The organism is Mycolicibacterium monacense (genome assembly GCF_010731575.1).
Taxonomy (GTDB): Bacteria; Actinomycetota; Actinomycetes; order Mycobacteriales; family Mycobacteriaceae; genus Mycobacterium; species Mycobacterium monacense.
Genome location: NZ_AP022617.1, coordinates 2480222 through 2493122, shown reverse-complemented (window position 1 = coordinate 2493122; position 12901 = coordinate 2480222). Strand labels below are relative to the sequence as shown.

General features: G+C 68.7%; 12 protein-coding genes and 1 pseudogene. 3 read left to right on the top strand and 10 right to left on the bottom strand.

All coding sequences use genetic code 11. The features are described from left to right. Positions 1 to 59: 59 nt before the first annotated feature. Positions 60 to 263: a cold-shock protein gene (locus G6N49_RS11820; RefSeq protein WP_011559693.1), complete on the bottom strand. Its 204-nt coding sequence runs from the start codon at positions 261 to 263 to the stop codon at positions 60 to 62. 136 nt (positions 264 to 399) lie between these two features. Here G6N49_RS11820 and G6N49_RS11815 point away from each other — a divergent pair, with 136 nt between their 5' ends. After that, on the top strand, positions 400 to 1416 hold the full coding sequence (locus G6N49_RS11815; protein ID WP_083045135.1) for an Rv2578c family radical SAM protein: 1017 nt from the start codon (positions 400 to 402) through the stop codon (positions 1414 to 1416). A 7-nt stretch (positions 1417 to 1423) separates the two neighbouring features. Here the strand turns inward: G6N49_RS11815 and G6N49_RS11810 are convergent, their stop codons facing one another. The 4 genes from G6N49_RS11810 to G6N49_RS11795 all read right to left on the bottom strand — a co-directional run bounded on the left by G6N49_RS11810 (position 1424) and on the right by G6N49_RS11795 (position 5778). Then, positions 1424 to 2692, bottom strand: coding sequence for an acyl-CoA dehydrogenase family protein (locus G6N49_RS11810; RefSeq protein ID WP_011855509.1), 1269 nt, complete (start codon positions 2690 to 2692; stop codon positions 1424 to 1426). Beyond that, positions 2692 to 3849, bottom strand: a complete 1158-nt coding sequence (locus G6N49_RS11805) for an acyl-CoA dehydrogenase family protein (protein ID WP_083045122.1) — start codon at positions 3847 to 3849, stop codon at positions 2692 to 2694. Before G6N49_RS11805 ends, G6N49_RS11810 begins: the two co-directional genes overlap by 1 nt. Continuing rightward, positions 3846 to 5075: an amidohydrolase family protein gene (locus G6N49_RS11800; RefSeq protein WP_064874417.1), complete on the bottom strand. Its 1230-nt coding sequence runs from the start codon at positions 5073 to 5075 to the stop codon at positions 3846 to 3848. The genes G6N49_RS11805 and G6N49_RS11800 overlap by 4 nt, the downstream gene beginning before the upstream one ends. 76 nt (positions 5076 to 5151) lie before the next feature. Beyond that, entirely contained in the window at positions 5152 to 5778 is a 627-nt protein-coding gene (locus G6N49_RS11795; protein ID WP_011855512.1) for a TetR/AcrR family transcriptional regulator, read from the bottom strand. Positions 5779 to 5894: 116 nt separating this feature from the next. Between G6N49_RS11795 and G6N49_RS11790 the strand changes: the two genes are divergently transcribed. Beyond that, positions 5895 to 6788 carry an acyl-CoA thioesterase gene (locus G6N49_RS11790; protein ID WP_011559699.1) on the top strand — a complete coding sequence of 298 codons (894 nt, stop codon included), beginning with the start codon at positions 5895 to 5897 and terminating at the stop codon, positions 6786 to 6788. A gap of 42 nt (positions 6789 to 6830) precedes the next feature. Here G6N49_RS11790 and G6N49_RS11785 read toward each other — a convergent pair whose 3' ends face one another. Genes G6N49_RS11785 through ypfJ form a run of 3 tightly spaced genes read right to left on the bottom strand, consistent with a single transcriptional unit; the run spans position 6831 to position 9896 of the window. After that, positions 6831 to 7367, bottom strand: a complete 537-nt coding sequence (locus tag G6N49_RS11785) for a DinB family protein (RefSeq protein ID WP_011855513.1) — start codon at positions 7365 to 7367, stop codon at positions 6831 to 6833. Next, a complete protein-coding gene (locus tag G6N49_RS11780; RefSeq protein ID WP_011855514.1) occupies positions 7364 to 9013 on the bottom strand; it encodes a DUF885 domain-containing protein in 1650 nt (549 codons plus the stop codon). The genes G6N49_RS11785 and G6N49_RS11780 overlap by 4 nt, the downstream gene beginning before the upstream one ends. Beyond that, positions 9006 to 9896: a KPN_02809 family neutral zinc metallopeptidase gene (gene ypfJ, locus G6N49_RS11775; protein WP_011768210.1), complete on the bottom strand. Its 891-nt coding sequence runs from the start codon at positions 9894 to 9896 to the stop codon at positions 9006 to 9008. The genes G6N49_RS11780 and ypfJ overlap by 8 nt, the downstream gene beginning before the upstream one ends. 75 nt (positions 9897 to 9971) lie before the next feature. On the opposite strand from ypfJ, the gene G6N49_RS11770 reads away from it, so the two are divergent. After that, the gene (locus tag G6N49_RS11770; RefSeq protein WP_011768211.1) at positions 9972 to 11468 is read left to right on the top strand and encodes a carboxylesterase/lipase family protein; all 1497 of its coding nucleotides are present in this window, start codon (positions 9972 to 9974) and stop codon (positions 11466 to 11468) included. Here G6N49_RS11770 and G6N49_RS11765 read toward each other — a convergent pair. After that, positions 11465 to 11965 (bottom strand): SRPBCC family protein, encoded by a 501-nt coding sequence (locus G6N49_RS11765; protein WP_011559704.1) that lies wholly within the window; start codon positions 11963 to 11965, stop codon positions 11465 to 11467. The two genes, G6N49_RS11770 and G6N49_RS11765, sit on opposite strands and share 4 nt — an antisense overlap. A 19-nt stretch (positions 11966 to 11984) precedes the next feature. Continuing rightward, a pseudogene (locus tag G6N49_RS11760) lies at positions 11985 to 12873 on the bottom strand (oxidoreductase). Between the last annotated feature and the right edge of the window lie 28 nt (positions 12874 to 12901).

The following is a 12901-nucleotide window of genomic DNA, read 5'->3' as shown; positions in this document are numbered from 1 at the left end:
CCTGAAAACGACTGTGGGCCGCCGGATGAATCCGGCGGCCCACAATTCGTTGAAGTCTGCTAGATCGCGGTCACCGAGGTAGCCTGCGGACCCTTTGCACCTTGTCCGATTTCGAATTCGACCCGCTGATTCTCCTCGAGCGAGCGGAAACCGCCGCCTTGGATCTCAGAGTAGTGGACGAAGACGTCATCAGAGCCGCCGTCGGGAGCGATGAAGCCGAAGCCTTTTTCGCTGTTGAACCATTTAACGGTTCCCTGTGTCATATCTTGATTTCTTTCGACTTACGTACGAATGCAGAAAGCATTCTCCGTTGAGGCTAGCACGGGAAATCCGATCCGGGTGAATCCCGGCGGATCCGCCCCCTTGACAGCGGATCGAACCTACGTTCGAATGGTGGACATGCGTTGGTCGGGTCAGGGTGTGGAGGTCGACGACGGCGCGCTGCCCGGCCTGCAGCGGATCGGCTTGGTGCGCAGTGTGCGTACGCCGCAGTTCGAGGGGATGACGTTTCACGAGGTGCTGTGCAAGTCGGCGCTGAACAAGGTGCCCAACGCGTCGATGCTGCCCTTCCAGTACACCGTCAACGCCTATCGCGGGTGTTCACACGCCTGCCGTTACTGCTTCGCCCGTCCCACCCACGAGTACCTCGACTTCGACATCGGCATCGATTTCGACACCCAGGTCGTCGTGAAGACCAACGTCGTCGACGTGTTGCGGCGGGAGTTGCGCCGGCCCTCGTGGACCGGGGAGACCGTCGCCCTCGGCACCAACACCGATCCGTATCAGCGTGCCGAGGGCCGCTACGCACTGATGCCGGGAATCATTGCCGCACTGCGGGATTCGGGAACCCCGTTCTCCATACTGACCAAGGGCACGCTGCTGCGCCGGGATCTGCCGCTGATCGCGGAGGCGGCGCGGCGGGTTCCGGTCAGCGTGGCCGTCTCGCTCGCGGTCGGTGACCCGGATCTACACCGCGACGTCGAACCGGGCACCCCGTCACCGCAGGCGCGCCTGGCGCTGATCGCCGCCATCCGGGAGGCGGGTCTGGACTGCCATGTGATGGTGGCGCCCGTGCTGCCGAGGTTGACCGACTCTGTGGCGCACCTCGGCGCGCTGCTCGGGGAGATCGCCGCGGCCGGTGCCCGCAGCGCCACCGTGTTCGGGTTGCATCTGCGCGGCGCGACGCGCGGATGGTTCATGGCGTGGCTGGCCCGCGCACACCCCGAACTCGTCGGGGAGTACCGGACCCTCTACCGACGGGGTGCGTACCTGCCCGCGGACTATCGGGAGATGCTGCGCGCCCGCGCGGCACCGCTGCTGGCCCGGCACGGGCTGGCCGGTGGTCCGCGCCGCACCGAGCCGCTCGTTGGCTCGGTACCCGCCGCGGCGGGACCGGTGCAGCCCACGCTGTTCTGACGGGCGGTCAGGCTTTGTTGCGCTTGACGTCCTTGAACGGCACGCCGCGGTCGGCCGCGGGTTCCCTGGGGAAGCCCAGGACGCGTTCGCCGATGATGTTGCGGGCGATCTCGGTGGTGCCGCCACCCAGCGACGCGGCCTGCCGCGACAGGTAGCGGTCGCCGAACTGGGCCAGACCGTCCCCGCCGTCGACCACTCCCGAACTCCCCGAGATCGACAGCGCCGTATCGAGTTCGAACTGGATCGACTCGGCGTGGGTGATGCGGATGATCGATCCGGCCGCCGGCGGCAGGCTCCCGTCGAGCACCCCGTGGTAGACGTGGTCGATCAGCTGTTCCTGCACCTTGCGCCGGACCAGCGCCCGCCCGGCCATCTCGCGCACGCGTTCGTTGTCGGACTGGCCGGTGGCGGCCAACAGGGCGACGTAGTCGACAGGCTGATCCGAGACGCCCTCCGGCCCGATGCCGCTGGCGAACTCGGAGCCGCCGCCGACCGCGCGACGCTCGTGATAGAGCTGTCGCGAGGCCACCTCCCAGCCGTTGTTGACCTCGCCGACCACCGCGTCGTCGCCCAGTTCGAGGTCGTCGAAGAACTCCTCGCAGAACTCGTTGCCGCCGTCGACCTGCTTGATCCGGCGCATCGTGATGCCGGGCGCGTCGAGTGGCACCAGAAACATGGTCAGGCCTTCGTGTTTCGGCACATCCCAGTCGGTGCGGGCCAGCAGGAGGCCGTAGTCGGCGGCGAATGCGCTGGTGCTCCACGTCTTGGCGCCGTTGATGACCCACTTGTCGCCACGGCGGTCCGCCCGGGTGATGACGCCGGCCAGATCCGAACCGCCGCTGGGTTCGGACAGGAGCTGCACCAGGATCTCGTCGCCGCGGATGACGCCGCCGATGTGCTGTTGCTTCTGCGCCTCGTTACCGGTGTCGAGGATGGTGGCCGCACAGATCGTGAAGGTGGGCGTGTTCAGGATGATCGGCAGCTCATAGGCTTTCGATTCCTGGTCGAAGGCGCGCTGGTAGGCGATCGGCAGGCCGAGGCCGCCGTACTCCTTCGGAAAGCAGATGCCGGCGAACCCGCCCGCGTACAGCTTCTTCTGGAGTTCCCGGGCGCGCAGCCACGGGCCTTCCTCACCGCGATCGGCGTCCGGCGGATTGTCCGGGTCGATGCGCGGCATGTTGTCCGCGAGCCACGCCCTGGCCCTGGCCTGGAACTCCTCGACCGACTCGGCGGCTTCGGCCGGGGCGGACTGGGATCGAGTGGACGTCTCGGTCATCAGGCGGGCTCCAACTCGTCGGTGACGGCCTCTTCGGCGAGGGCATAGACGCGCAGATTGTGGTCCTCGGGTGTGCCGTACAGGGACCGGTACTGCGTCGCCCGCCGCAGGTACAGGTGCAGATCGTGTTCCCAGGTGACCCCGATCCCGCCGTGGAGCTGCACGCAGTCCTGGATCATCGGCGAAGCATGTTCGCCCACATGGGATTTGGCCGCACTGACGTTGAAATCGGCGTCGGCCGCCCTGGTGGCCACCGATACGACGGCGGCGCGGGTGGTCGCCCGGCACGCCTCGAGGCCGATCCTCAGGTCGGCGAACCGGTGCTTGAGTGCCTGGTAGGAGGCCAGCGGGCGGCCGAACGAATGCCGGTCGAACGCCCATTGGACGGTCATGTCGACGACCGCGCCGAGAACGCCCACCACCTCGGCGCACTGCAGCAGCTGTGCGATCTGGCTCTGCCTGGCGATGAGATCCCTGGTCTGTTCCGCCGCGCCGACCGCCGCGGAAGCGTCCACCTCGACGCCGGAGAACTCAACGCGTGCATAGCGTTTGACCAGATCGATCGAACGCTGGGGTTCGACGGTGACGCCGGGCGCATCGGTCGGCACCACGAACTGACGCAGCGCACCGTCGCATGCGGTGACCACCAGCAGCACGGCGCTCTCCCCGCCGGCCTCCACGCGATCGGCGACGCCGTCGAGGCGGAACCCCGATCCGGTGGCCGATGCCGTCACCCCGGGGTCGTGCGGCGCCCAGCCGCGGCCCGGCCGGTAGACCGCCCACGACGCCACGGACTCACCACTGACCAGCGACTCGATGAGCGCGCTGTGACGTTCGGGTTCCTCGGCGTCTACGAGGCCCGCCAACACGGTCGAGACGGGGTGCAGGGGTCCCGGCGCCACGGTTCGGCCGATCTGCTCGGCGACGAGCGCCAGATCGGCCACCCCGTTGCCCGAGACACTGCCGCCGCCGAGTTCCTCGGGGACCAGCAGGCTGGCCCAGCCCAGTTCGGCGGCGCGCTGCCACCACTGCGGGTCGAAAGAGGTGCCCGCGGCGTGCAATTCGCGCACCCGCGCCAGCGACGCCTCTTTCTCGAGGAAGGACTGTGCCGTCGAGGCGAACAGCAGGCTTTCCGGCGAGGTGACGTCTGTCGTCACGCGATGACCAGGGCGGGCACGTCGGGCCGGTGGACGACCTCGTTGGGCACCTTGAACAGGTCGACGAGGTTGCCGCCCATGATCTTTCGGATCGACTCCTCGTCGAGGCCCTGCTCTTCGAGGTCGCCGACCAGATTGATCGGATCGGCGAGACCTTCGGGGTGCGGCCAGTCCGAACCGAAGATCACCCGGTCGACGCCGAGCAGTTCGGACATCTGCTTGAAGTTGTCCTCCCAGAACGGGGCCACGTAGACGCAGCGTTTGAAGGCTTCGATCGGGTCCTCGGGGAACTCCTGCGGCATCTTCGAGTAGACGTCCTTGAACTGGTAGAAGAGGTAGGGCACCCACGAGGCGCCGTTCTCGATCGACAGGATGCGCAGGTCCGGGTTGCGGGTCAGCGCGCCGTGACAGACCAGCGCCGCCATGGTGTCCTCGATCGGGCGCTTACCCATCGAGACCATCCGGAATGCGGTCGGCTTGAACGGCAGGTACTCATCGGCCGGTTCCCAGTCGTTGAGGTACTGCGCATAACCACTGTCCGAAGCGTGCATCGACACGGGGATGCCGGCCTTGACGCAGGCGTCCCAGAACGGGTCGAACTCCGGCAGGCCCGGCGAGCGGGTCCCGCGGTAGCCCGGGACCGGGGCGGGGCGGACCAGCACGGTCTTCGCGCCGCGCTCGAGGCACCACTCGAGTTCTTCGAGCGCCCGATCGACGACGCTGAGATTGATGACCGGCGTGGAGAAGATGCGGCCCTCGTAATCGAACTGCCAGGTCTCGTACATCCACTGGTTGAGCGCATGGATGATGTCGAGGATCAGGTCCGGGTCGTCCTTCATGCGTTCCTCGACCAGGCTGGCCAGCGTCGGGAACATGATCGAGTAGTCCAACCCGAGCCCGTCGAGCACTTCGAGGCGCGCCTCGGGGTTGCGGAAGGCGGGGATCGCCTTCATGGGCTTGCCCATGACCTCGCGGAAGCTCTTACCGCCGCTGCCGTGCCGGAAGTACTCCTCCTGCGCACCGGGCCGGGCCACCACCTCGAACGTCGGGTTGGGGATGTAGTCGCTGATCGTGTTGCGCACGACGATCTTGGTGCGGCCCCGGACGTCGATGTAGTCGATGACGCCTTTGCGGTGCTCCGGCAGGAACTGCGTCAGCGCCTCTTTGGGCTCGTAGAAGTGGTTGTCCCCGTCGAAGACCGGATAGGACAGTTCACGTGAGGGCATATCCGCCTCCCGGAAGTCGTATTCACGCCAAGTGGTAATGACATTACCACTTGGTCGACGGGGTAAACAGGGGCGATCAGTGCGGTGCGATGAGGAGGGCCCGCGCGCAGAAGTCGTAGATGTGCCCGGCGTCGACCGGGGCCCCCGACAGTTCGGCACCGAGCACCCGCAGCCGCATCGAACCCAGCACCGACTGCATGATCAGGGCCGACGTCGCGGCGACGTCGAGGTCGTCGCGGAAGTCGCCGTCGGCGATGCCGCGCCGGATGATGTCGGCGATCAGGGTGTGCAGAGGGGTCAGCACCATGGCGTACTCCCGCGGCATCGATTCGGCGAGGCGGTCGTTGTACGAGGTCAGACCCTTGTTGACCCGGTCCTGGGTGTCCGATCCGGGTAGGACGCAGATGCGGTCGATCAGCGTGCGCAGTGCCGCCGGGGCGGGCAGGTCATCGGTGTCGGCACGCCAGTGCCGGGCGGATTCGGCCATGATGCGCTCGATGAGTGCCAGCAGCAGCTCGTCCTTGGTGGAGAAGCGCTGGTAGAAGGACCGCAGAGAGGTCTTCGAACGCTCCACGACCTCGAGCACCGTGAAGTCGGTGCGGCCGGTCTCGCCGAGGATGGCCAGCGCCGAGCGCATGAACCGTTCGGGACGCGACGCGACATCTTCGCCCACGGTGTCCGACGTGCCGCTGGTCCTCGCCATGGGTGCACCTTCCGCGTGGGCTGCAATTGGTGAGAATGACGTTACCGCTTTCGCAGAAGGCTATGTAGCTTCTGGATAGGGTGCACCGAAGACAACCGGAACAGGGGCCAGACGATATGACCACCGAATCAACACAGGACACCACCGCGGCGCAGTGGACGGTCGAGATGCTGCTCGACCTGTTCGACGCCCAGCCCGCGGGCGACGACCGGTTCACCGCCCAGACCGGCGTGGCCGCGGCCGATGAGCGGCAGGTGGTCGAAGGCACGCAGGTACTCGCGCAGGCGATCGTGGCGGTGGCCAAGCGGTTCCCGGACAAGTCGGTGCGCTCGGCGTACGCCGTGTTCTCCCGGGTGGTCCTGGTCGGCCCGCCGGTGGAGTTCGAGATCGACGTGGTGTCCGAGGGGCGGTCCACGGCCACCGCGGTGGTGTCCGCATCGCAGAACGGCAAGCGCTGCATCAGCGTCACGGTGTTCACCGACGTGCCGTCGGGCGACGTGATCCGCCATCATCTCCCACGTCCGGCCGTGGTCCCGCCGGCCGAGGCCAACGACGGCGGGATGCCGATGGTGGGCCGGCAGGTGCGATTGGTGGACGTGGTCGACGTCAACAGCCCGGACGAGGTCGGACCTCCTGAGCTCTACGCCTGGCTGCACTACGATCCGATCCCGCAGCGCGATGATCTGGCCAAGGCCCTGATCGCCTATTTCACCGGTCACCTTGGCATTTCGACGACGATGCGCGCCCATGAGGGGATCGGGACCGCCCAGGCGCACCTGACCGTGTCGACGGCGCCGATGACGATCAGCGTGAGCTTCCATGAACCGGTGCGCTGGGACGGCTGGCTCCTCTACAGCCACGAGAGCACACAGGTGGGTGCGGGCATGTCGTACGTGCGCGGTGCGGTGCACACCGAGGAGGGGGAACTGATCGCCTCGTTCAGCCAGGACGCGCTGATCCGGCCGCTGCGCACCACCGACAACTCGATCGCCACGCAGAATCGTTTGTAGTCAACGACATTCGAGCCGCCGTCGAATGTCGTCGTTCTGTGATCAGTGTTCGTCGACGTCCCACGCGTGGTGCACCACATCGTGCAGGTGGTACAGCGCGATCGAGGCGACGGTGAACTCGCTGCCGTTGCTGCGCAGCCCGGATCGCGACCACCCGTCCGGCGGCACCGAGGCATACGTGTCGGCGACCGTCACCGCGGCGTCGAACAGTTCACCGGCCACCACACTCGGGTTCTGTCCCGCGTAGTCGTCGTCGCGTGCGGTCTGGTCCTGGTCCCAGTTGGCGAACAACGGTTCGTACTGGGTCAGCATCAGCGTCACCCGCTCGTTGAAGATCCGGTGCACATCGCGCACGTGGCAGCCGTACTCGAGTGTCGACCACACCCCGGGCCGGGGCCGGACGGCCGCGTGTGGCGTCTCGAGTCGGCGGATCCACTCGTCGGCGTCGCGACGGATCATGTCCGCGACATCGCTGTGGTGCACCGCCGAGGCGTCGAAGCCGCACTCCGGGCACGGCCGCGACAGCACCCAGGTCCAGTCCTTGGTATCCGGTTCGATCGGATCGTCCGCGCGTGTCATGCGAGTTCGCCGACCAGCGCCGAACGCAGCACGTCGAGCGGGAGGCCGCCGAGATCCAGTGCGCGGCTGTGGAAGTCCTTGAGCGTCATGCTGCGAGCCAGCATGGTTTCCCGAAGTTGCTCCCAGATGCGTTGTCCGACAGCGTAGGACGGCGCCTGCCCCGGCCAGCCGAGGTACCGGTCGAGTTCGAAACGCCGTGTCTTCTCCGACTGTGCGCAGTGCGCGGCCAGCAGATCCCACGCCCGGTCGGCGTCCCACGTTCCGCCGTCGGGGGCGGTGAGTTCACAATGCACGCCGATGTCGATCGCCACCCGGGCGGCGCGGAACCCCTGGGCGTCGAGCATGCCCATCCGTGCGCCGTCGTCGTCGAGCCACCCCAGTTCGGCCATCAACCGCTCGGCGTAGAGCGCCCAGCCCTCACCGTGGCCGGACACCCAGCAGCCCAACCGGCGCCACCGGTTCAGCCGGTCGGCGAGTACGACGGCGCGCCCGATCTGCAGGTGGTGTCCGGGCACCCCCTCGTGGAACACCGTCGTCGTCTCCTGCCAGGTGTGGAAGGTCTGCTTACCGGGCGGCACCGACCACCACATCCGACCGGGACGGGTGAGGTCTTCCGAAGGGCCGGTGTAGTAGATGCCGCCGGTGTGGGTGGGGGCGATCCGGCACTCGAGGTTGCGCAACGCCGGGTCGATGTCGAAATGCGTGTCCGCCAGGGCGTCCACCACGCGGTCGGACAGATCCTGCATCCACGCCTGCAGCGCATCCGTGCCGTGCACCTGATACCGCGGTTCCTCGTCGAGGCGGCGGATCGTCTCGGCAACGCCCGCACCGGGATACAGCCGCTCGGCGACGGTCTCCTGTTCGGCCACGATCGCGTTGAGGTGTTCGAGACCCCAGGCGTAGGTCTCGTCGAGGTCGACCTCCGTGCCGAGGAACGACCGTGACATCAGCCGGTAGGCGTCCCGGCCGAAGGCGTCGCGCTCGCGGGCGTACGGGGCGATGTCCTCGCGCAACACCCGGCCCAGGCCCCGGTAGGCCTCCGCGGCGGCGGCGGCGTGCCGGTCGAGGTCGGCTCGCAGCGCGGGGGCGACCGCGGCGCCGGACACCATGTCGAGGAACAACTGCTCGATCTGGGCGGCCTGCTCGACGCCGCGCTGCACCTGCCTGATCGCCGGTGGACGACCTTCGGCCACGGCGGTGCGCAGCGCCTCGGCGTAGCCGGGCACCCGCTCGGGCAGCTTGGCCAGTCGCCGGTCGATCACCGTCCAGTCGTCAGCGGTGTCGGTGGGCATCAGGTCGAACACGTCCCGCATGGTCTGCAGCGGTGAGGCGATCACGTTGAGTTCGCCGATGTCGAGTCCGGCCTCGTGGATGTCGATGAGCACCCCGAGTCGTTCGCGCATCGCGTCGGCGGTCACCGCGTCGGTCTCGTCCACCGCGACGACGGCGCGCAGTTCCTTGAGCGCCGAACGGGCGGCCTCGGCCCGTGCGGCGACGGCGTCGGGGGAGTAGTCGGTGATGTCCTCGTCGTAGTTGCGGTCGCCGCCGGCGATGCCGAGTTCGGTTGCGGTACAGGGATCCAGCGCGGCGAGGGTGTCGAGGTAGCGTTCGGCGACGGCATCGACCGCCGTGTGTGGCCTAACCAAGATCGTTCGTGGCGAACGTGTCGCACTTCGTCGGATCGCCGGTCTGGTAGCCGACGGTGAACCACTTCTGCCGCTGCTCCGACGATCCGTGGGTCCACGATTCGGGATTGACCCGGCCGGTCGCGGCCTCCTGGATCCGGTCGTCACCGACCGCCGATGCGGCCGACAGCGCGTCGGCGATGTCCTTGTCGGTCAACGGTTCCAGGAACGGGACGCCGGTGCTCTCCTGTGTGGTGACCGCCGCATAGTGTGCCCACACACCCGCGTAGCAGTCGGCCTGCAACTCGGTGCGCACCCCGCCGCCGGTGGGTCCCTCTGGATCCTCCTGCGCTCGTGCGAGCGAACCCTGCAGTTGCTGCACGTGGTGGCCGAATTCATGGGCGACGACATACTCCTGGGCGAAAGGTCCACCGCTGGAACCGAACTGATCCCTCAGGACGTCGAAGAAGTCGGTGTCGAAATAGGCGGTCTGATCGGCCGGGCAGTAGAACGGGCCGACCGCGCTGGTGGCCGGACCGCAGCGGGTGTCCACGCTCCCGGAGAAGATCTCCACCTGCGGCCGCGTGTAATCCGGTTTGAGCTGCGACCACACCGCGTCGAGGGAGTTGCCGGTCGCCACCACCCGGCACTGCACGAACTCGTTGGCGTCGGCACCGGTCTTGCACTGGCTCAGGTCGAAGCCCGGCGCCTGGACGCCCTCGGTGCCGATCTGCTGTTGTTCCGGCAACACCGTGCCGGGATCCACACCGAGGAACAGCGCGACGACCACGATCAGCAGACCACCGATGCCCCCACCGACCGCGATTCCGCGTCCGCCGCCGCGCCCGCCGCCACTGCTCGAGGTGGTACTGGTGTCGATCTGCATGCCCTCGTTGAAGGTCATCGCACACTCCGTCCGCGCTCGGGGAGGCGCTCCGACCCAGCGCCGGTGTTCACCCTCCCACACTACGATTCGGGTGTGTCCGCCGTCGCCGAAGTTCAAACCGTCGCGCACACCGCGCTCGGACGGTTGCGGGGCACCAACGAAGGCGGCGTTCACGTGTGGCGGGGCGTCCCGTACGCCCGCCAGCCACTGGGTGAACTGCGGTTCGCCGCACCCGTTGCGCCCGAACCGTGGAGCGGTGTGCGCGATGCGCTCGAGCACGGCCCGATCCCGCCGCAGGGCCGCTCGTTCGTCGGGGGCGGCCGCGACGACCCCAAGCACCGCGACGAGGCATGCCTGACGCTGACCGTCTGGTCCCCGGACACCACGGCGGCGCTACCGGTGATGGTGTGGATCCCGGGCGGGGCGTTCGTCTACGGGGCCGGCCAACTGCAGCTCTACAACGGGTCGCGGCTGGCGGCCAACGGTGGCGTCGTGGTCGTCAACGTCACCTACCGGCTCGGGGTGTTCGGCGGGCTCGACCTCAGCGCGCTGGGTGACGGTTTCGACGACAACCTCGCGCTGCGCGACCAGATCGCGGCGCTTCGCTGGGTGCGCGAGAACATCGCCGCGTTCGGGGGAGACCCCGACCGGGTCACCGTGTTCGGCGAGTCGGCCGGCGCGACGTCGGTGCTCGCGCTGCTCGCCAGCCCCGCCGCCGACGGCCTGTTCGCGCGGGCGATCGCGCAGAGCCCGGCGCTGCCGCTGATCGCCGACCGCGAGACCCGCGCGGACCGGGCGACACGGTTCCTCGAACTGTTGAACCTCGACCCGGAGCAGGTCAAGTCGGCACCGCAGCGGTCATTGCGCCGGGCGGCGGGCCTGCTGCAACTCGACAGCGTCGCCGAGACGCCCACCCTCGCCTACGGCCTCACCCACGGTGTCGACCTGCTGCCCGCCCACCCGATCGCGGCCGCGCGCGCCGGTGCGGCCCGGCCGGTGCCGCTGATCGTCGGCACCAACAGCCACGAGGCGTCCATGTTCGCGTGGGGTAGGCCGCCGATGCTGCCGACGACCCCCGCCGGGGTGGACTCGTGGTTCGCCAGGTGCGCACCCGATGCCCGTGAGCGGATCCTGGCGGCCTACCCGGACTACCCGCGGCGCCAGGCCCTCGTCGCGATCGGCTCCGACGTGATGTTCGGCGGGCCGACATGGGCGTTCACCGACGCTTACAGCGCCGCGGCGGCCACCTACGTCTACCGGTTCGACCACACGACCTGGACGCTGCGGGCGCTGCGCCTGGGCGCCACCCACGGCAGCGAGATCGTGCACGTCCAGCACAGCTACGCGTCGTACCTCGGGCGCAAGCTGCACCCGCTGGGCCGACGGGTGTTGCCGTCGGTGGGCCGACGAATGCAACGCACCTGGCTCGATTTCGCGACCCGCGGATGGGCATCCGGCGAGCAGTGGCGTGAGGACTGGCCGCGCTACGACGCCGTCCGCCGCCGCACCCGAGTGATCCGCTCGATGCGCGACGACTCCGTCGACGACCCGGACGTGGTGCGGCGCAGCGCGTGGAGCGGGGTCTATTAGCGGGCGAACCGCTGGTCGGTGTAGCGGCGCAGATTGTGCAGGAACCGCTGGAACAGCCGGCCCATCACCGGTCGGCCGAGCGACATGCCGATCCGGGCGGCGGCGCCGTTGGGTTTCATCGCCATCACCCAGGTCAGGTGGCAGCCACCCGGTGTCTCGACCACGCGGTAGTCCTCGGCGAACGCCGCGATACTGCCCGTCGATGCTTCGTTGAAGCGGAAAGCCATGTGGCGGAACGGCTCCCAGGCCAGGAACTCCTCGTCGCCCACGATTCCGCCGCGCATGTGCACGGTGCGGGTGGTGCCGATGCCGCGCGGTTCCGGACTCGTCCACGTCACCTTGGTGATCACCGTCGCCCAGTGCGGCCACGACTCGGCGTCGGCGAGCACCTCGAAGACCTGCTCGGGGGTGATCGCCAGATCGACGGTGCTGACGAAGCGGTACGGCGCAGAGTCGACGAAGGACAGGTCGACGCGCTCGCAGGAGTGCATGGCCATACACGGTAGCCCAAGCTGTCTAGCCGGGCCCCTCTCCGGCCGCGGCCAACAGTGGCACCACGATGTCGCTGATCGGCGTCGCGATGCCGTACGCGGCGCCCTTGCGGGCGATCACCCCGTTGCGGATGTCCCATTCCAGCGCGCGCCCGGCCTCCCGGTCGGTGAGCATCGACGTGGTGATGTCGGGCGGTCCCGCGGCCAGCATCCCGATCACCTCGTCCACCACCTCGTCGCCGAGCGCAGCCCCGTCGGCCCGGGCCACCGCCAGGCATTCGGCCAGGTAGCGGCGACCCAGCGCGGCGATGTCGTCGCGGCGGAACATCCCCGACCTGCGGCCGGTCAGCACCATCAGGCCGACCACGGCGTTGACCAGCAGCTTGCGCCACGCCGCGCTCGCGAAGTCCGGATCGCACGCGACGCTCAGATGCGGTGTCGCGAGCGTGTCGGCCAGCATCGCCGCGGCCTCGGTGGCGGGCAGCACCACCCGGGCGTCGGTGCGCAACCGCACCTGCCCCGGCCCGGACGTCTCGGCGGACATCCACACCGCGGCGGGCACCACCGTCGCATCCGGGCAGAAGCGGCCGACCCGCTCGCCCTGCTCGACACCGTTCTGCAGTGCGCACACCACCGTGCGCGAGCCGCACAGCCGGCTCAGCCAGGGTGCGGCCGCCTCGTTCTGGGTGTCCTTGACCGCCAGCAGGACCACGTCGACCGGGCCGTCGACATCCGCGGGATCGGGTGTGCACCGGACCCGGTATCACGATCGGCTCCCGGTCGTCGGGCCGGACCTCCAGCGAGCTGCGGGCGGTGCGACCGCACAGCAGCACCGGCCGGCCCGCCTCGTGGAGCAGGGCCGCCATGGTGGCGCCGATGGCGCCGGGCCCGACGAGTGCGATGCGGGTGGTCACGATCGCCCAAGCTACCGCCGGGGACGCG